The organism is Devosia sp. Z11_6, from assembly GCF_058133665.1.
This window is the reverse complement of sequence record NZ_JBYUNQ010000004.1, coordinates 415714-434775: the sequence shown is the minus strand read 5'-3', so window position 1 is coordinate 434775 and position 19062 is coordinate 415714. Positions and strand designations below refer to the sequence as shown.

19 protein-coding genes are annotated in these 19062 nt (G+C 63.9%); 6 read left to right on the top strand and 13 right to left on the bottom strand.

Annotated elements, in window-relative coordinates; genetic code table 11:
- Positions 1-47: 47 nt before the first annotated feature.
- Positions 48-548: a single-stranded DNA-binding protein gene (ssb, locus tag AC3YMN_RS14355; protein WP_172122972.1), complete on the bottom strand. Its 501-nt coding sequence runs from the start codon at positions 546-548 to the stop codon at positions 48-50.
- Between the two features lie 460 nt (positions 549-1008).
- On the opposite strand from ssb, the gene uvrA reads away from it, so the two are divergent.
- The 5 genes from uvrA (at position 1009) to AC3YMN_RS14330 (ending at position 6592) form a co-directional block, all read left to right on the top strand.
- A complete protein-coding gene (gene uvrA / locus AC3YMN_RS14350) occupies positions 1009-3900 on the top strand; it encodes an excinuclease ABC subunit UvrA (protein WP_489890504.1) in 2892 nt (963 codons plus the stop codon).
- 107 nt (positions 3901-4007) lie between these two features.
- Entirely contained in the window at positions 4008-4160 is a 153-nt protein-coding gene (locus tag AC3YMN_RS14345) for a hypothetical protein (RefSeq protein WP_164854773.1), read from the top strand.
- 196 nt (positions 4161-4356) lie between these two features.
- Positions 4357-4506, top strand: a complete 150-nt coding sequence (locus AC3YMN_RS14340; RefSeq protein WP_127752621.1) for a DUF1127 domain-containing protein — start codon at positions 4357-4359, stop codon at positions 4504-4506.
- Between the two features lie 257 nt (positions 4507-4763).
- A complete protein-coding gene (trmFO, locus tag AC3YMN_RS14335) occupies positions 4764-6149 on the top strand; it encodes a methylenetetrahydrofolate--tRNA-(uracil(54)-C(5))-methyltransferase (FADH(2)-oxidizing) TrmFO (protein WP_489890503.1) in 1386 nt (461 codons plus the stop codon).
- The gene (locus tag AC3YMN_RS14330) at positions 6146-6592 is read left to right on the top strand and encodes a YiiD C-terminal domain-containing protein (RefSeq protein WP_489890502.1); all 447 of its coding nucleotides are present in this window, start codon (positions 6146-6148) and stop codon (positions 6590-6592) included. Before trmFO ends, AC3YMN_RS14330 begins: the two co-directional genes overlap by 4 nt.
- A gap of 147 nt (positions 6593-6739) precedes the next feature.
- Here the strand turns inward: AC3YMN_RS14330 and AC3YMN_RS14325 are convergent, their stop codons facing one another.
- Genes AC3YMN_RS14325 through yajC form a run of 4 tightly spaced genes read right to left on the bottom strand, consistent with a single transcriptional unit; the run spans position 6740 to position 10960 of the window.
- On the bottom strand, positions 6740-7603 hold the full coding sequence (locus AC3YMN_RS14325) for a phytoene/squalene synthase family protein (RefSeq protein WP_489890501.1): 864 nt from the start codon (positions 7601-7603) through the stop codon (positions 6740-6742).
- Entirely contained in the window at positions 7603-7998 is a 396-nt protein-coding gene (locus AC3YMN_RS14320; RefSeq protein ID WP_489890500.1) for an Mth938-like domain-containing protein, read from the bottom strand. Before AC3YMN_RS14320 ends, AC3YMN_RS14325 begins: the two co-directional genes overlap by 1 nt.
- Positions 7999-8002: 4 nt before the next feature.
- The gene (gene secD / locus AC3YMN_RS14315; RefSeq protein ID WP_489890548.1) at positions 8003-10555 is read right to left on the bottom strand and encodes a protein translocase subunit SecD; all 2553 of its coding nucleotides are present in this window, start codon (positions 10553-10555) and stop codon (positions 8003-8005) included.
- A 48-nt stretch (positions 10556-10603) separates the two neighbouring features.
- Positions 10604-10960, bottom strand: coding sequence for a preprotein translocase subunit YajC (gene yajC / locus AC3YMN_RS14310; RefSeq protein ID WP_489890499.1), 357 nt, complete (start codon positions 10958-10960; stop codon positions 10604-10606).
- 206 nt (positions 10961-11166) lie between these two features.
- On the opposite strand from yajC, the gene AC3YMN_RS14305 reads away from it, so the two are divergent.
- On the top strand, positions 11167-12042 hold the full coding sequence (locus AC3YMN_RS14305; RefSeq protein WP_489890498.1) for an ATP-binding protein: 876 nt from the start codon (positions 11167-11169) through the stop codon (positions 12040-12042).
- Between the two features lie 44 nt (positions 12043-12086).
- Here AC3YMN_RS14305 and AC3YMN_RS14300 read toward each other — a convergent pair whose 3' ends face one another.
- The 8 genes from AC3YMN_RS14300 to AC3YMN_RS14265 all read right to left on the bottom strand — a co-directional run bounded on the left by AC3YMN_RS14300 (position 12087) and on the right by AC3YMN_RS14265 (position 19022).
- Positions 12087-12860 carry a M23 family metallopeptidase gene (locus tag AC3YMN_RS14300; protein WP_164854772.1) on the bottom strand — a complete coding sequence of 258 codons (774 nt, stop codon included), beginning with the start codon at positions 12858-12860 and terminating at the stop codon, positions 12087-12089.
- A gap of 627 nt (positions 12861-13487) precedes the next feature.
- Positions 13488-14264 (bottom strand): 5'/3'-nucleotidase SurE, encoded by a 777-nt coding sequence (surE, locus tag AC3YMN_RS14295; RefSeq protein WP_172122963.1) that lies wholly within the window; start codon positions 14262-14264, stop codon positions 13488-13490.
- Complete coding sequence (gene serS, locus AC3YMN_RS14290; protein ID WP_489890497.1) at positions 14264-15592, bottom strand: serine--tRNA ligase; 1329 nt, start codon at positions 15590-15592, stop codon at positions 14264-14266. Before serS ends, surE begins: the two co-directional genes overlap by 1 nt.
- Before the next feature lie 107 nt (positions 15593-15699).
- Positions 15700-16518 carry a twin-arginine translocase subunit TatC gene (tatC, locus tag AC3YMN_RS14285; RefSeq protein ID WP_172122961.1) on the bottom strand — a complete coding sequence of 273 codons (819 nt, stop codon included), beginning with the start codon at positions 16516-16518 and terminating at the stop codon, positions 15700-15702.
- The gene (gene tatB, locus AC3YMN_RS14280) at positions 16518-17219 is read right to left on the bottom strand and encodes a Sec-independent protein translocase protein TatB (RefSeq protein WP_489890496.1); all 702 of its coding nucleotides are present in this window, start codon (positions 17217-17219) and stop codon (positions 16518-16520) included. Before tatB ends, tatC begins: the two co-directional genes overlap by 1 nt.
- Positions 17220-17273: 54 nt before the next feature.
- Positions 17274-17489, bottom strand: coding sequence for a twin-arginine translocase TatA/TatE family subunit (gene tatA / locus AC3YMN_RS14275; protein WP_127752608.1), 216 nt, complete (start codon positions 17487-17489; stop codon positions 17274-17276).
- A gap of 121 nt (positions 17490-17610) precedes the next feature.
- Positions 17611-18240, bottom strand: a complete 630-nt coding sequence (gene scpB, locus AC3YMN_RS14270; protein WP_489890495.1) for an SMC-Scp complex subunit ScpB — start codon at positions 18238-18240, stop codon at positions 17611-17613.
- Positions 18237-19022 (bottom strand): segregation and condensation protein A, encoded by a 786-nt coding sequence (locus tag AC3YMN_RS14265; protein WP_173087556.1) that lies wholly within the window; start codon positions 19020-19022, stop codon positions 18237-18239. Before AC3YMN_RS14265 ends, scpB begins: the two co-directional genes overlap by 4 nt.
- Positions 19023-19062: the final 40 nt, after the last annotated feature.

Below are 19062 nucleotides of genomic sequence, written 5' to 3'. Positions count from 1 at the left end.
GGCCGCCGAAGCGACCCACTTTCCTGGTTTTATGGAGACGTCGAGCCTCAGAACGGGATGTCGTCGTCCATGCCGCCGGACTCAAAGGCCGGGGCGCTCGGGGATGGACGGCGGCCGCCGCCACCACCCCCATTGTCGGACTGGCGGGCGCCGCGGAAGCCGCCGGGCTCGCCGCCCCCTGCCCCTTCACCCTCGCCGCGGCCGTCGAGCAGCGTCAGGTTGGAGTTGAAGCCCTGCAGCACAATCTCGGTGGAGTATTTGTCCTGCCCGCTCTGGTCCTGCCATTTGCGGGTTTGGAGTTGGCCTTCGATGTAAACCTTGGAGCCCTTTTTGAGGTAACTTTCGGCCACACGCGCCAGACCTTCCGAAAAGATCACCACCCGGTGCCATTCGGTCTTTTCGCGCCGCTCGCCGGTGTTCTTGTCTTTCCAGTTTTCCGAGGTGGCGATGGACAGATTGACCACCTTGCCGCCGCTGGGAAGATTGCGCACTTCGGGGTCGTTGCCCAGATTGCCTACCAGAATGACCTTGTTGACGCTGCCTGCCATGACATGCTCCGTTTCGCTTTGCTTGGCCTGCGGCCCGCTTGGGTTCTACTTAACGCCCAAAACCGCAGCCGCTCAGCCTTTTTTGGCGTTTTGAACCGGTTTGTGCCGGCTGCGCCTGACCGCTGGACCCCAGTAGATGGGGATTGCCCTTTAACTTCGTTCATCTTATGTTCTCAGCGCAGGGTGAGTCAAGGACGGCCGAAGGGGCCGCTCGGGAGGTGCGCGATGGGGTCGCTACTGACACGCTGTGTCAGCAGCCCTGCGGGATGGAGTGGCTCCAAAGGGGTGAGCGCCTGACCCCGGGGCTTTGTTGGGCGCGTTGACAGCGGGTGCAAGGCCGCCATGCCGACCCTTTGCCTTGCCTGCCCGGTGGTGCGCCCCTATTTGTGAGTTCCCGCCGACCGTCCGGCCGTTATATGCCGACACCTGTCTGGCGCAGCCTTTATGAACATGGATCGTGATGCCCAATCCCAGCCTTAATCGTGAAATCGTGGTGCGCGGCGCGCGCGAACACAATCTCAAGGGCATCGATGTCCGGCTGCCGCGCGACAGCCTGATCGTGATGACGGGCCTGTCCGGCTCGGGGAAGTCCTCGCTGGCGTTCGATACGATCTATGCCGAGGGGCAGCGGCGCTATGTGGAGTCGCTGTCCGCTTATGCGCGGCAGTTTCTCGAAATGATGCAAAAGCCCGATGTGGAGCATATCGAGGGGCTGTCCCCCGCAATTTCCATCGAACAGAAAACCACCTCGCGCAATCCGCGCTCGACGGTGGGCACGGTCACGGAAATCTACGATTACCTGCGCCTGCTGTTTGCTCGCGTAGGCATTCCTTATTCGCCCGCCACGGGGCTGCCGATCGAATCCCAGACCGTGTCGCAAATGGTGGACCGGGTGCTGGAGCTGCCCGAGGGCACGCGGCTTTATCTGCTGGCGCCGATTGCGCGCGGGCGCAAGGGGGAGTTCAAGAAGGAACTGGCGGAGCTGGGGCGCAAGGGCTTCCAGCGCGTCAAGATCGACGGCGAATATTTCGAGCTCGAGGATGCCCCTACCCTCGACAAGAAGTTCAAGCACGATATCGAGGCGGTGATCGACCGGGTGGTCGTGGGCCCCGACCTCAGCGGGCGCTTGGCGGAAAGCTTTGAAACGGCGCTCAAGCTCGCCGACGGCATTGCGTTGGTGGAACTGGCCGACGAAACCGATGAGAGCGGCAAGCCGCGCCAGATCACCTTTTCGGAAAAGTTCGCCTGCCCGGTGTCCGGCTTCACCATTGCCGAGATCGAGCCGCGGCTGTTTTCGTTCAACAATCCATTTGGTGCCTGCCCGGTGTGCGACGGGCTGGGGACCGAGCAGAAGATCGATCCGGGCCAGGTCGTGCCCGATTCAAGCCTGAGCCTGCGCGACGGGGCGGTGCTGCCCTGGGCCAAGACTTCGGCGCCCTATTACCTGCAAACGCTGAGCGCGGTGGTCAAGCATTTCGGCGCCTCGACCGGGACCGCCTGGGCCGACCTGCCCGACGAGGTGCGGCAGGCGGTGCTCTATGGCACCGGACGGACGGCAATCGAGTTCGTTTATGACGACGGCTTGCGGCAATACAAGACCACCAAGCCCTTTGAAGGGGTGATCGGCAATCTCGAGCGGCGCTATAAGGAAACCGAAAGCGCGGGGATGCGCGAGGAGATCGAGAAATACATGTCGCAGGCGCCATGCGTGGCCTGCAACGGGTATCGGCTCAAGCCCGAAACGCTCGCGGTAAAGATTGCGGGGCTCCATATCGGGCAGGTCACCGAAATGTCGATCCGCGCCTCGGACGAGTGGTTTGCCGGGCTGATGGGGCAGCTGACCCCGAGCCAGAAGCAGATCGGCGAGCGCATTCTCAAGGAAATCCGGGACCGGCTGACCTTCCTGATCGATGTGGGGCTCGATTACCTCAGCATGTCGCGCAATTCAGGGACGCTGTCGGGTGGGGAATCGCAGCGCATTCGCCTTGCCAGCCAGATCGGCTCGGGGCTGACGGGCGTGCTGTATGTGCTCGACGAGCCCTCGATCGGGCTGCATCAGCGCGATAATGCGCGCCTGCTCGATACGCTGCGGCGGCTGCGCGACCTCGGCAATACCGTCATTGTCGTGGAGCATGACGAGGATGCAATCCTGACGGCCGACTATGTGGTCGATATCGGCCCGGGTGCCGGGGTGCATGGCGGCCATATCGTGGCAGAAGGCACGCCCGACCAGATCCTGGCGCATGAGGACAGCCTCACCGGCAAGTATCTGTCGGGCCGGATGGGCATTGCCATTCCGGCCGAGCGCCGCGAGGGCAAGACCGGCAAGTATCTTTCGGTGCGCGGCGCCACTGGCAACAACCTCAAGGATGTGGATGTGGATGTGCCGCTCGGCATGTTCGTGGCCATTACCGGGGTGTCGGGCGGCGGCAAGTCGACCCTGATGATCGACACCATGTATACCGCTATCGCGCGGCGCCTTAACGGGGCACGGGTAATGCCGGCGCCGCACAAATCGCTGACCGGGCTCGAGCATCTCGACAAGGTTATCGACATCGACCAGTCCCCCATCGGGCGCACGCCGCGCTCCAATCCGGCGACCTATACCGGCGCGTTCACGCCGCTGCGCGAATGGTTTGCCGGCCTGCCCGAAGCCAAGACGCGCGGCTATGGGCCGGGGCGGTTCTCGTTCAACGTCAAGGGCGGGCGCTGCGAGAAGTGTGAGGGCGACGGGGTGCTGAAGATCGAGATGCACTTCCTGCCCGATGTTTATGTCACCTGCGATGTGTGCAAGGGCAAGCGCTACAACCGCGAAACGCTCGAGGTGCAGTTCAAGGGCAAGTCGATCTCGGATGTGCTCGACATGACCATCGACGAGGCGGTGGAGTTCTTTTCCGCGGTGCCGACAATCCGCGACAAGTTCACGACGCTGCAGCGGGTGGGGCTGGGCTATGTCAAGGTCGGGCAACCGGCAACGACGCTGTCGGGCGGCGAGGCGCAACGCGTCAAGCTCTCCAAGGAGTTGTCCAAGCGGGCAACCGGGCGCACGCTTTATATGCTGGACGAACCGACTACCGGGCTGCATTTCCACGATGTCGCCAAGCTGCTCGATGTGCTGCACGAGCTGGTGGATACCGGCAATACGGTGGTGGTGATCGAGCACAATCTCGAGGTGATCAAAACCGCCGACTGGGTGATCGATCTGGGCCCCGAAGGGGGCGATGGCGGCGGCGAGATCGTGGCGCAAGGCACGCCCGAAGAGGTGGCGGCGAGCCCACGGTCGCATACCGGGACATTCCTCAAGCAGGTGATGGAGCGGCGGCCGGCCACGGCGCGGCGGGCGGCGGAGTAGCCAGCCATGCGGAGGGCGCATGTCGCGCCTGCCCGATGAGCAGTGGAAGGTGACAGCGAAGCTCGGCATGCTTGGGTTTGTCGCGATTTGGAACAGGAGCACGGGCCATGTTCGTGCGTGCCGTCTGGTGCATCAAGCGCCCTGTCGAGATCAAGCAGGACCGCCGGGAAATCAACCTCCCCTGCCGGCGAGAGCCTGATCCGCTGGGGCTTTGCGGGCCGGAGTTCAACAAAATGACGCGCGGGCTGTTCGACCGCTGAACACGCCAAGCGCAGAATAAGCACCGGCCGTGGGATCTCCATCCCGCGGCCTTATTTCTGATCGAAGCTTTAACCGGAAATGAACGGCGGTGGTTAAAGCCGCGCTTGGCGTGCATGGCTCGTTTGACCAATCACCCACTGCAAGTGTTGCGCGGGATGGCCTAGATATATCGGCGTAGACGCAAGGAGAGATCGAATGGACATCCGCAAGACTTTCAAGAAGTGGGCCGCTTACCAGCAGACCGTCCGTGAGCTTACCGCTCTCGACAATCGCCAGCTGAACGATCTGGGTATTTCGCGTACCGATATCACCCGTGTTGCTCGCGATCATGCCAGCACGCTTTAAGCATTACTGCCCAAGCATCAGGTTTGACATAGACCGAACACCCGCTTCTCTCTGAGATGCGGGTGTTTTGCTGTTCAGGCGAGCCTGCTCGTTTGACAATCAGCTGCAAAGATTCGCCCAGCAATATGGCAAAGCAGGATTGCCGTTCACCGCGATGAACGCCTGCTGAACAAGTGCTCAAGCGCATTTGAGCAGACGGCAGCCCGGCTGCGAGACGCGGCAGTTGCGCTGACGCAGCGGCCTTGTTATGGGCGCTCATGTCCTCATCAGAACCTATCCATATCATTGGCGGCGGTCTGGCCGGCTCCGAAGCTGCCTGGCAGGCGGCACAGGCCGGCGCGCGCGTCATCGTCCACGAAATGCGCCCGGTGCGCCCCACCGATGCCCACCAGACCGAGAGCCTGGCGGAGCTCGTGTGTTCCAACAGCTTCCGCTCGGACGACCATGAGCAGAATGCCGTGGGGCTGTTGCATGAAGAGATGCGGCGCTGCGGCTCGCTGATCATGCAGGCGGCCGACCAGCACAAGCTGCCGGCCGGCGGTGCGCTGGCGGTGGACCGGCACGGCTTTTCGGCCGAGGTGACCAAGGCGATCGAGAGCCACCCCAATATTTCCATCGAGCGCGAGGAAGTCGCCGGCTTGCCGCCAGCGGACTGGCGCAATGTGATCGTGGCGACCGGCCCCCTCACCTCCCCGGCGCTGGCGGAAGCGGTGCTGGAGTTGACGGGTGAGGATGCGCTGGCGTTTTTCGACGCCATTGCGCCCATCGTGCACTACGACAGCATCAACCAGGACATTGTCTGGGCGCAGTCGCGCTATGACAAGGCGGGCCCGGGCGGCACCGGGGCGGACTACCTTAACTGCCCGATGGACCAGGAGCAGTATAACCGGTTCGTCGATGCGCTGATCGAAGCGCCGCTGCATGAGTTCAAGGACTGGGAGAAGGTGCCCTATTTCGATGGCTGCCTGCCCATCGAAGTGATGGCCGAGCGGGGCCGCGAAACGCTGCGCCACGGACCGATGAAGCCGGTCGGTTTGACCAATCCGCGCAACCCCACGGTCAAGCCCTATGCGATCGTGCAGTTGCGGCAGGACAATGCTTTGGGGACGCTGTGGAACATGGTCGGGTTCCAGACCAAGATGCGCTATGGCATCCAGGCCGAGATCTTCCGCATGATCCCGGGGCTCGAGAACGCGCAGTTCGCGCGTCTCGGCGGCCTGCACCGCAACACTTTCCTTAATTCCCCCAAGGTGCTGGGCGCCGATCTCAAACTCAAGGCTGATCCGCGGCTGCGCTTTGCCGGCCAGGTGACGGGCGTTGAAGGCTATGTGGAAAGCGCGGCGATCGGGCTGCTGGCCGGACGCATGGCGGCGGCCGAGGCACGCGGCGAGCAGTTGCCTCCGCCCCCGATCACCACGGCGCTGGGCGCACTGCTCGGCCATATCACCGGCGGGCACCTCGAAACCGAAGGCTATAGCGGAGCACGCTCGTTCCAGCCGATGAATGTCAATTTCGGGCTGTTCCCGGAAGTGACGGTGACCAAGCCCGAGGGCGCGGGGCGCTGGCGCGGCAATGACAAGGTGATCGCCAAACGGCGCATGATCACGGCGCGGGCGCTGGACGATCTCAAGAGCTGGGCATGACGAACGAGGCGCTGCAAGCCTATCTGCATGAGCATATCCCGCTGTCGCGGGCGATGGGGGTGCAGGTGGTGGCGAGCAGCGCCGAAGCCGTGACTTTGGGCGCGCCACTCGCGCCCAATATCAATCACCGCGATACGGTGTTTGGCGGCAGCGCTTCGGCGGTTGCGACGCTTGCCGCCTGGTCACTGCTGCATGTGAGGGTGACGGCGCAGGGGTTGCCGAGCCGGCTGGTGATCCAGCGCAATAGCATGGACTATCTGCACCCCGTTGCGGGGGACTTCACCGCCACAGCGAGCCTCGGGGGCGACTGGGCGGCGTTTACGCGCATGCTGGCGCGCAAGGGCGTGGCGCGGATCGCGGTGCGGTCACAGGTGGAGTTTGCGGGCGAGGTCGCGGGGGTGTTCCGGGGCGAGTTTGTGGCGTTTGGCGGGGAGCGGGAGTAGCTTTAGCCACAGCACCGGTGCACCTGGCCCGGCATCTCAAGATGGGCCCCGGCTCAAGGCCGGGGTGACAGCTGGTGGGTGGGGCGGCGTTCGGGGCTTGCTCTTACACCCTGAGGAGCCAGCCATGCTCCTGCACCCGGGGGACGCCTAGCGGTTGCGAAAGGTCCACCAGGAGAGGCGGGCGATTTTCTGCCAGTCGGGCAAGTCAGGGGGAATCGCGAAGAGACCCTCCCCTGAGCTGTTGATGCGCTCGAGCTGGGCGCGCAGCGTGGTGAGCGGGGCAAAGGCGGGGCGCAGATTGCCGGGCAAGGCAGCGATGGCGGTCTCAGCCTTGGCGAGGTGGTCGGCGGCGAGTTCGGCGACCTGGCCGAGGGCGGCGGCAAGGCCTTCGCTTTCGGTGCCGGTAAAGATCTCGCTTTCGCGCACGCCATTGGCGGCAAAGATGGTCCAGGGCAGCATGATGCGCCCTTGCCGGGCGAGGACGCCAAAGGCGCGGCGGTGGCCGATCAGGGCGTGGGCAACGCCGAGATGACCGGCCGCGTCGCCGGGCTCGACCAGTTGGCCGTTGTTGAGGATCATCGCCGCGAGCTGATACAGGGTCGAGGCGGTTTCGCCGGCATAACCCTCAAAGCTTTCAAGATCAGGCATGGGATCGTCGTAGAGATCGAAACGCCGCGCGCCCAGCAGGCGCTGCAGGGTGCCGGCGGGGATGGCGTAGCGCTCCACGGTTTGCAGCAGCGCATCGGCAACGGGGTTTTGCCGGAGTTCGCCGTGCCCTTCTCCGCTCAGAGCGTCATTCCACCACTGCAGGCGAATCTCGCCGGGCGCGGGATTGGAGACGCGCTCACGAATGGCGGCGACTTCGGCGCTGAAGGCATAAAGCGCGGTGACGGGGTCGCGGTGCTCGCCCAGCACCAGGGTCGAGAGATAGCGGTCGCGGTCGAGTTCGCGCAGGCTCGTGGCGGCATGCCTGAAGCTTTGATTGCTGCCAGTCGCCTGGGCCTGTGCCATCACCGGACCCGGTCGACGGCCAGCAGCGCGGCGCCAACGGCGCGTTGCTCGGCGAGGAGCACATTATAGGTGCGCACCGCGCCCCCGGTGGCGATGGCCTCCACGATGATGCCACGCTCGCGCAGGGCTTCGCGGATGCCGCGGGGCAGCCCGAAAATGTCAAAGCCCAACCCGATCAGCAGAACATCGATGGCGTCGGCCGCGGCAAAAACCGGAGCGAGGCTTTCGAGCGTGATGTCACCGGGCTCGGTGACTTCCCAGGCGTGCATGCCCGTGGGCAGGCAGAGGAGTGAGCCGCGATGGGACAGGTCGGCAAAGCGGAACCCGCCTTTGCCATAGGCATCAATGCCGACCTGCTGCGGGTAAAAGCCGCTGCCGCGCCCTTCCTCCGACATGGCCTCAGACAGCCGGCTCGTCGACGGGCTTCTTTTCGGCCAGATCGGTGCGCTCAGCCCGGGACTTGAGGCCGAAATTGATCAGGATTGGGCCGGCAACGATGATCGAAGAATACATGCCCACCAGCGAACCGAAGGTCATGGCGATGGTGAAGGAGCGGATCACTTCCCCGCCAAACAGCACCAGTGGAATGAGCGCCAGGAACACGGTGAACTGGGTGAGCGAGGTGCGCACGATGGTCTGGTTGATCGACAGATCAATCAGCTCAGGCATGGGCATGCTCTTGTACTTGCGCATGTTCTCGCGGACGCGGTCCGAGATCACCACGGTTTCGTTGAGCGATAGACCCACCAGGGTCAACACCGCCGCGATGGAGGTCAGATTGAACTCCAATCCGGTAATGGAGAACAGACCGATGGTCATGATGATGTCGTGCGTGGTGGTCGTGACCGCGGCCATGGCGAACTGCCATTCGAAGCGGAACCAGAGATAGAACAGGATGGCCACGAGCGCGATGATCACGGCGATCGTGCCCTTCCAGGCCAATTCGCTCGAGACGGTGCCACTCACCGCTTCGGTGCGGCGCACTTCGTAGTTCTCGGTGGCGAGGGCGTCGACGACCTTCTGGACCGCGACCTGATCGGCATCCTGGCCGCCTTCCTGGGCCTGGACGCGCACCAGCACGTCCTCGGGCGTGCCAAAGCCCTGCACCTGCACTTCGCCGAGGCCTAGGCCCTCAAGCAGCTCGCGCACCTGCCCAACATCGGCGGGGCCGCCGACATGCTGAATTTCGATCGCGGTGCCGCCCACGAAGTCGATGCCGAGATTGAAGCCTTTGAAATAGGCCGAGCCCAGCGACAGCACCGATGCGACCAGCGAGAAGGCGATCACATAGCGCGAGATCTTCATGAACGGGATCTTGGTGCCGTCCGGAATGAAGCGGAAGTGCTGGATCTTGAGGGTCTTGGGGCGACGCCAGTTGTACCACAGGCGCACGAAGTAGAGCGTGACCGTGTAGGAGGTAAAGAGCGAGGTCACGATGCCGAGCGCGAGGGTGACGGCAAAGCCCTGCACGGGACCCGAGCCGAGGAAATAGAGCACCACGGCGGCAACGAGCTGGGTCAGGTGCGAATCGACAATGGTGCCCCAGGCGCGCTCGAAGCCCGCATTGATGGCCTGCAGCGGGGTCTTGCCCGCTTTCATTTCTTCGCGCATGCGCTCGTAGATCAGCACGTTGGCGTCCACGGCCATGCCGATGGTCAGCACAATGCCGGCGATGCCGGGCAGCGTCAGCGTGGCGCCGAGCATGGACAGGGCACCAAAGATCAGGACGATGTTGAGGATCAGCGAGATGTTGGCGAAGACCCCGAACAGCCCATAGGCGATCACCATGAAAGTGATGACGAGGACGGCGGCAACAATACCGGCGGTCAGGCCCGAGCGGATGGAGTCGGCGCCAAGGCTGGCGTCAACGGTGCGCTCTTCGACCACATCGAGCGAGGCGGGCAAGGCGCCGGCGCGCAGCAGCACGGCAAGATCGCTGGCGCTCTGGGTGGTGAAGCTGCCCGAAATCTGGCCGGTGCCGCCGGTGATCGGCTGCTGGATCACGGGCGCGGTGATGACCTGCTCATCGAGCACGATGGCAAAGCGCTGGCCGACATTGGCCGAAGTGATCTGGCCAAAGGTCAGGGCGCCATTGGTATCGAAGCGGAAGGAAACGACCGGAATGCCGCGCTGCTGGTCGTAGCTGGGCTGGGCATCAACGAGCGACTCGCCGCCAAGGGCCACGTCTTCAAAGATCAGCTCGGCGCCGCCATCCTGGCTGGGCAGGATCATGGTGCCGGCGGGCAAGCCCTGGGCTTCCGCCTGGGCAGCAGTCAGGCCGGGATAGACCATGTGGAAGGTCAGGCGCGCGGTCTGGGAAATGAGGTTCTTGAGGCGCTCGCTATCGCCGAAGCCGGGAACCTGGACAAGAACGCGATTGGTGCCCTGGCGCTGGATGGAGGGCTCGGTGGTGCCAAGCTCGTCGATGCGGTTGCGAATGACTTCGATGGACTGGGACACGATCGAAGAGGTGCGCTCGGCGATGCCTTCGCGGGTCAGCGAAACGGTGAGCTTGCCATCGGGGGTTTCGCCAAAGGCCAGTTCGTTGACGCCGCCGGCCGCGAACATGGAATTGCTGACGGTGTTCTGCAGGCCCTGGAGGGCGTTGCGCGCCGCTTCGAGCTGGCTGGGATCGGTCAGCTCGATGACGAGGCTGTTGTTGGCGGCATCGGTGGTGATGAGATTGCCGATGCCGTTCTGATTGGCCAGGACGTTGCGCACATCACGGCGCAGGCTTTGCAGCCGTTCGGACACGATGCCTTGTTCGTTGACCTGGAGCAGCAGGTGCGAGCCGCCCTGCAGATCGAGCCCCAGCACCACGGTCTGCTTCGGCAGCCAGCCGGGCCAGTTCTCCCTCACATTGTCCGGCAAGAAGCTCGGCACGGCAAAGAGAATGCCCAAGAGGGCAACAATGACGATGATAGCGGTACGAACGGGCGAGAACTGCATCAGGTGTCCTAGAGACGAAAAAACCGGGGCAGAGCCCCGGCATGATCCTGCTTAGACGACAGGCTTGTTGTCGTTGACGGGCTCGGCTTTGGTGCGAACATCGGCAACCATGCCGCGCACCAGCTTGACCTTGACGCCCTGGGCGATCTCGACTTCGAGGTCTTCGCCGTCAATGGCCTTGGTGACCTTGCCGATGATGCCGCCAGTGGTCACAACGGTGTCGCCACGACGGATCGCCGAGAGCATTTCGCGCTGCGCCTTGAGGCGCTTCTGCTGGGGGCGGAAGATCAGCAGCCAGAAGATCACCACGAGCAGCAGAATGGGCATCATCTGGATGATGATGTCCTGAATTCCACCACCGGCGACGGGGGCGCCTGCCGCCTGGGCAAAAGCGGGCGTAACAAACATCGGCGAGCTCCTTTAGGTTTTCTTTTCTGGCTTTGCTGGAGAACGGGCGCCTAGCCGATTGGCATGTAGGGCGCGACTGGACGCAAATCTAGGCTGCAGCACTTGCGCCCGGATCAAAATCGCGCGGAGTATACCCGCGGCCCCCTTCCATTGCAAAGGCAATCCGGGAGTCACACATTGCCGCGGCAACAACAAAGGAAGCCCCGTTGACCAGCCAAGACTATCTCGCCGAGATCGCCCAGTCCCTCGCCCGGATCGCCCAAGCCTTACAGCCAAAGGATGCAGGCGTCGACCAGGCGGCGGTGTTGGCGAGCGCTTCGGCATTCCACTGGGACGGTGCTGCCGGGCAGTTGATGCCGGTGCCGCGGGTAAGCCGGGTGCCGCTGGCCATGCTCAAGGGAATCGATGCGGTGCAGGATATCCTGTTGCGCAATACCGAGCAGTTTGCGCGCGGGCATGGGGCCAATAATGCGCTGCTCTGGGGCGCGCGGGGCATGGGCAAGAGCTCGCTGGTCAAGGCCATTCACGCCGACATTGTCGAGCGAACCGATGAGGGCTTCCTGCGGCTGGTGCTGATCGAGATTGCGCGCGAGGATTTGGAATCGCTGCCGGTGCTGATGCGGCGGATCGCCAATGCCGAGGGGCGGTTCATCGTCTTTTGCGATGACCTCAGCTTTGACAGCGGGGAAACCTCCTACAAGTCGCTCAAGACCATTCTGGATGGCGGGCTCGAGGGGCGCCCGGACAATGTGCTGTTCTATGCCACCTCGAACCGGCGGCACCTGATGCCGCGCGAGATGATCGAGAACGAGCGCGCCACTGCGATCACGCCGGGGGAAGCGGTGGAGGAGAAGGTGTCGCTGTCGGATCGATTCGGATTGTGGCTGGGGTTCCACAATTGCGACCAGCCCACGTTCCTCCTCATGGTCAAAACCTATGCCGAGCATTACGGGCTCGACATCGATGAGGAAACGTTGCGGGCGCGGGCGATCGAATGGTCGGCGACGCGCGGGGCGCGGTCAGGCCGCGTGGCGATCCAGCTGGTGCGGACGCTGGCTGGAGAAATGGGCAAGGCGGTATAAACCGCCCTGCCCTTCAAGGAGTCTCCGAAGATGTCAGGCGATGCCTAGCTGGCGAGCAGCGGCATCGGGTCGACCGGGGTTGCGCCCTTGCGCAGCTCGAAGTGGAGCTGGGGCTTGGACACCGAGCCCGACATGCCGGCGGCACCGATGGTGTCGCCGCGATTGACCACGGCACCCTTGGCAACGCTCATCGACTTGAGGTGCGCATAGGCCGAGACATAGCCATTGGGGTGGCGGATCAGGATCAAATTGCCATAACCCTCGACGCCCGAGCCGACATAAATGACGGTGCCATTTTCGGCGGCGGCGACAGCGCTGCCTTCGGAGGCCTCGATATTGATGCCCGTACCCTTGGACGAGGCAAAATCGGTGAGGACGCGACCGGTGACGGGCCAGCGGAACTTGTCATTGCCCGACATGGCCGGCTCGGCGGCGGGCGCGGGAGCGGTGGCCGTCTTGGTGGGCGCTGCCGGTGCCGCCGCGGGCTGGCTCGGAGCGGCGGGTGCCGCAGCGGTTGGGGTCGGCGTCGTGGGCAGAGTGGCGATGGTGGTGGCGGCAGGCGCGGCAGTCGGTGCAGCGCTGGCCAGCTGGGTCACTGGAGCGGCTGGCTTGGCCAGATCCGAGCGGCCCGGAATGATCACGGCCTGGCCCACAACGATCTTGTCAGGCGAGGACAGGCCATTGGCCTGCACCAGGGCCTGGGTGGTCACGTCATAGCGACGGGCGATGGTGTAGAGCGACTCGCCGCTGGCAATGGTGTGGGTGTAGGCGCCATTGGCACTGGCGGCGGGAGCCGTTGGGGCCGGAGTGGCAGCCATCTGAGGCCGCTGGGCTGCAAGGTTGGACGGCGGAGCGCCCATGGCAACGGCGGGAGGAAGGGGAGCGACGGGGGCAAGGCTGGTCTGGGCTTGCATGGCGGGTTGTGTTCCCATTGAAGACTGTGAACTCAGTACTGGAAGGTCTTGGGACTGCACGGACGGCATCGAGCCCGTCGGCGCAACCGGCGCCATTGCGGTCATCGGTTGTGGGTAGCCTGAGGGAGGCGAATTCCAGCCGCCGCCACCGCCGCTAACGTTAGCGGGGGGCACGAACGAGCCTTCGGCAACCCGGGTGGACGCGCCCAAGCTCGATGGCATGGGCTGGTTGAGCGAAGCCGGCGAGGACTGGCCCACAGAACTGGTGACCGTCGAGTCACCAAAGCTGCGACTACCCAGGCTCGAACAGCCAGAAAGCGCAACCGCACCGACCACAAGGCCTCCGATCGCGACGGCATTCTTTAAGGCCCGGCGGGATACGCGTGTACTCATTATTCTCATCCGTACGCGGCTACTCAACACGAGTTTGAATCTAGGCCGGTAAGGTAAAGACGAGTTTAAAGCCGTCGCGATTTGCATAAAATCCGAACGGGTTTTGTGTTCGGTAAGGTTAAGGCGCGGAAAGGCCGCTCAGCCCTGGGCGAGCGTCAGCGTTCCGGCGATGCGCAACAATTCGGCGGTGTCGGTTTGCTGCAGGCCCAGTGGGGTTACGGTTACCGCATGGCCTTGGCGCAGCTGCTCGAAATCGGCGGCTGGATCCAAGGGCATGGGAGTTTCGGGAATGGCGACGAAGAACTTGCCGGGATTATCGCTGGCGTAATAGCGGAAGGGCGAGCGCGAAAAGCGCTGATGGCGCACCACGGCGAGGCCGCTGACCGCATCGGGGGCGCAGGTGGGAAAGTTGACGTTGTAATAGATATCGCGCGGCGGGGACGCAGCGAGAATTGCCCGGGCGGCAGCGGCGCCATAGCGCCGGGCATTGGACCAATCGATGGCGTGGCCCTGCTCGTAATTGATGGCCTGGCTCATGGCGATGCCGACAGCCCCCTGGAGTGCGCCTTCGCGCGCGCCCCCGGCGGTGCCGGAGCAATTGATGATATCGCCCAGGTTCTGGCCGGCGTTGACGCCGGAAAGAACGAGGTCGGCAGGGTGATCGCCCAGGAGGTGGGTCATGCCGGCCACGACACAATCGGCGGGCGAGCCGCCGACCACGGCAAAGCGGCGGGGCCCGCGCTCGTCGATGCTGAGTTCGCGCCCGAGGGTGAAGCGGTGCCCTGCCCCGCTCTGGTTGCCATCGGGCGCGACGATCCAGACATCGTCGCTCAGTTCGCGGGCGATGGCGGTCATCACTTCGATGCCCGGCGCATCCACACCGTCGTCATTGGTGATGAGGATGCGCAAGGCCATTATGGACGTCCGATCGTGGTGAGGCCGCCCATATAGGGCTGGAGCACAGCGGGAATGGCAATGGTGCCATCTTCCTGCTGATAGTTTTCCATGACGGCAATAAGACAGCGGCCTACGGCCGTGCCCGACCCATTGAGGGTATGAACGAAGCGCGGCGCCTGCTTTTCGCCGGCGGGACGATAACGGGCATCCATGCGGCGGGCCTGGAAATCGCCGCAGACCGAAACCGAGGAGATTTCGCGATAGGTGTTCTGGCCGGGCAGCCAGACCTCGAGGTCATAGGTGCGCTTGGCGCCAAAGCCGATATCGCCGGTGCACAGGTTCATGACGCGGTAATGCAGGCCGAGGCGCTGCAGCACGGTTTCGGCACAGCCCAGCATGCGCTCGTGCTCGTCGACCGAGGTTTCGGGCGTGGTGATCGAAACGAGTTCGACCTTGTTGAACTGGTGCTGGCGCAGCATGCCACGGGTGTCGCGACCCGCCGAGCCGGCTTCGGAGCGGAAGCACGGGGTGAGCGCAGTGAAGCGCAGGGGCAGTTCTTCCTCGCTGAGGATCGCTTCGCGCACGAGATTGGTGAGCGGCACTTCGGCGGTGGGGATCAGGGCGAGCCGGCTGTCGCCATGCGGGGTGAAGAACAGGTCTTCCTCGAATTTGGGGAGCTGGTTGGTGCCAAACAGCGCCTCGTCCTTCACCAGCAAGGGCGGCTGCACTTCGAGGTAGCCATGCTCGGTGGTGTGCAGATCGAGCATGAACTGGCCGAGGGCGCGTTCCAGGCGGGCCAGCTGACCCTTGAGGACAACAAAGCGGCTGCCCGAGAGCTTGGCGGCAGTTTCAAAGTCCATGGCGTCCATGGCTTCGCCGAGCTCAAAATGCTCCTTGGGGGCAAAGCTCAGGCTCGGCTTTGGCGCACGCACCTGCGCGGCGGTTTCGGCGGTGCCGTTGCGGCCGAAATATTCGACATTGCCGGTTTCGTCGGTCCCATCGGGCACATCCTCGAAGACGAGGTTGGGCAGCACCGAGAGAGCGTTGCGAAGCTCAAGCTCAACGGCGCGCTCTTCGGCTTCGCCCTGAGGGATGAACTCCTTGAGGCCGGCGACCTCGGCCATCAGCGCGGCGGCCCTGGCTTCGTCCTTTTGTGCCTTGGCCTGGCCGATCTGCTTGGACAGGGTGTTGCGCTTTTCCTGCGCGTCATTGAGGCGGGTGATGATGTCGCGGCGGCGATCATCAATGGCCAAGAGATCGGCCGCGCGCACAGGCACGCCCTTGCGGCGCGACATGCCAGCATCAAAGGCTTCGGGATTGGCGCGGATCCATTTGATATCGAACATGGCTAGAGGGGTTGCACCCCACCTCTTCAAGGGTTTTCGGGACGCGGAGGCTAGCCGCCAGCAGATGCGGCAGGCAGGCCCCAAGCGGGTCGGTCAGTTGCCGGCGATCAGGACGACAGTCCGCTCGCCCGAGCCGCTTCGGCCGCAGCGCGGCGCCGCTCGATCATGCGCACTGACATGATCGAAAGCTCGTAGAGCAGGTACATGGGCACGGCAAGACCGATCTGGGAAATCGGATCTGGCGGGGTGATGAAGGCAGCAAAGATCAGGATGCCCACAATGGCGTAGCGGCGGCCCTTTTTGAGCATGTCGACATGGACCAGATCGATCTGAGCCAGGAGCGTCAACACCACGGGCAGCTGGAAGCAAACGCCGAAAGCCAGGATCAGAGTCATGGCTAGGCCGAGATATTCGGAGACGCTGGTGAGCATGCGGATCTCATCGGTCTGCATGCCCGCAAAGAAGTGCAGCGCCATGGGCAGGACGACGAAATACACCATGCAAGCGCCCAGAATGAAGAAGATGGGCGTCGCGATCAGATAAGGGATAAAGGCGCGGCGCTCATGCTTGTAGAGGCCGGGCGCCACGAACATGTAGATCTGGCTGGCGATAAACGGGAAGCCCAGGAAAATGGCACCGAACAGCGCGAGGTTCAGCTGGGTGAAGAAGAATTCCTGGGGCGCGGTATAGATCAACTCCAGATCGCCGGGATCGGAATAGATCGAGCGATAGGGCCCAAGCAGAACGTCGAAGATGTTGCCGGCAAACACGAAGCACAGCATCATCAGGGCGACCACGGCGATCGCCGAATAGATCAGGCGCTTGCGCAACTCGACCAGATGCTCGAGCAGCGGGGCTTCGCTGCCCGCCAGCTCGTCTTCAGGCTCGGGTGTCGTGCCTTCGATCTTGAGCTTCTCGTCGGCCATCAGCTGTTCTCAAGCGGCGTTGGAGCTGCCGGGCTATCGGCAGGCTCGCCGGGAAGCGCGGGCACTTGTTCGGTTTCGCTCGGTTTCTTGGAGCGCTTGCGCGGCTGGCGGGGCGTTGGGGCCGCCGGCGAATCGGCAGGCTCGGTTGGCAGAGCATCGGGCACTTCGCCCTCAGATGCCGCCTTCTTGGTGCGCGGCTTGCGCGTCTTGGGCGTGGCCGGAGCATTGAGGGGCGCGAGTTCGGTGGTGGTGACCGGCGCGGTAGGGGCTGGGGTGGCTTGCACAGGCGCCTCAACAATCTGAGCGGGAGGGAGCGGAGCGGGCGCCGAAGCAGTCGCCTCGGCGGCGGGCGTTTGGATGCCAGCGGCAGCGCGTATCTCGTCGACCACGCTTTCGGCCGCCGGATCGGCAGGCTTGATGATCCCGCTGGGCTTGGGCCCGGTCGGGGTCATAGCGTTGAACTCACGCCGGATTTCTTCGCTGGTCTTTTTAAGCGGCGCGGTGATGGAGTTGCGCAAATTCCGCACCTCGTCGAGCCCCGTCGTCTTGTTGATCTCGCGCTGGAACTCGTTGCCCATGCGACGGATCTGGCCGACGATCTTGCCGACGCGCTGCATCACTACGGGCAGGTCCTTGGGGCCAATGACGATCAACGCCACGACCCCGATGACCAGCATCTCTGTCCAGCCCAAGCCGAGCATATAAGTATCCTTGCCTACGAACGCGTCGTCTAAACGGACCCGATGACCGGGACCTTAGAGCTCGCGGGTCTTTTCGGCTTCGCGGGCTTCGATATCAGCGGTGGTGGTGACCCGGTTGACCGGCTTGTCATCGTCGTCGCGCATGCCTTTCTGGAAGGCTTTGATGCCGCTGGCGACTTCACCCATCATGCCGGAAATCTTGCCACGGCCAAACAACAGGATGACCACAACGGCCACAACGAGGATGCCCCAAATTCCTGGCGCGTGCATATCAATCTCCCTTGAACTACGTCCATCGCGATAGCCTGACAGATATAGCGAGAAATAGGTTTAATCGCGGGCAAACACAAGAACGTGTTGCTGATTGCACACCCCGTAACGCCGCAGGCGACTATTGCTCAGCGGAATCGAGGTCTTGCAGCGGATCTTCATCCTCGTGCAACGGGCCATCAAAGGGCAGGCGCAGCGAAGTTGGCGGGCGCGAAACCAGCAGCCCTGCCCCCTTGAGGTCTTCGATGCCAGGTAGATCGGCGAGGCTTTCCAGCCCGAAATGGTCGAGAAAGGCTGGTGTGGTGCCATAGGTCACCGGGCGACCGGGAACCCGGCGGCGGCCGCGCAGGCGAATCCAGCCGGTTTCGAGCAGGATGTCCATGGTGCCCTTGCCAACGGCGACGCCGCGGATTTCCTCGATCTCGGCGCGGGTGGCGGGCTGGTGATAGGCGATGATCGCAAGGGTTTCGAGCGCGGCGCGCGACAGGGTACGGCTCTCCTCCTGCTCGGCGCGGAGCAGGAAGGACAGGTCGGGCGCGGTGCGAAAGGCGTAGGCATCACCACGGCGGACGAGATTGACGCCGCGGCCGGCATAATGGCGGGCAAGCTGATCGATTGCGGCCTCCACATTGGCGCCTTGGGGCAGATGCGCGCCCAGCTGGGCCGCTGTCAGCGGCTCGGCCGAGGCGAAGAGCAGCGCTTCGAGGATGCGCAGCGCCTGATCGGGCGCGAGGGAATCGTGGTTGGTCAAGCGCCCTCCCCGCTCCGGCGGCGGAGCATCAGCGGGCCAAAGGTTTCCTTTTGGCGCAGCTCGATCTCGCCCTGGCGCACCAGTTCCAAGCTCGAGGCAAAGCTCGAGGCGCGGGCGGTGACCCGCTCGGCGGGATCATCGATATAGGCGGAAAGGCAGGCGTCGAGGCTGACCCAATCGCCGGTTTCGCCCACAAGAATGCGCAGCCGGTCGCGCGCATCCTGGAGCGACCAGACGACGCGGATGCGGGGCGAATAAGCGGGCGGATGGACGCGCTCGCGCTGGGTGGCATAGGCCTTGAGCAGATCAAGCAAGCTCGTGTCCCAGCGGGTGTGGCGGGCGATCTCGACGGGCTCTGGATCGCCGCGGGGATGCACCGCAATGCCGAGGCGCGGCCGATCGCGCAGGCGAGTGGCGGCCTGGCGCATGGCTTCGAGGCGACGCAGCCGCCATTGCAGCCGCGCAGCCATTTCGGCGCCACTGGGCGCCTCATCGGCAGGCGCTGCGGGCAGCATCAAGCGGCTCTTGAGATAGGCGAGCCAAGCGGCCATCACGAGGTAATCGGCGGCGAGTTCGATGCGCTGTTCGCGCTGCTCTTCCACAAAGGCGAGATATTGGTCGGCCAGCTGCAGCACGGAAATGGCGGCAAGGTCGACCTTCTGCCGGCGGGCCAGGTCCAGCAGCAGATCGAGGGGACCCTCGTAGCCGTCCAGATCGACATGCAGCACCGGGCCGTGGTCGGGCTTGGGGTCGAGCCAATCGGTGGCGATGCTGCTGGTCATAAAAGGTTCTGCGGGTGGCTGGGCGCGCAAGCTGGCGCCT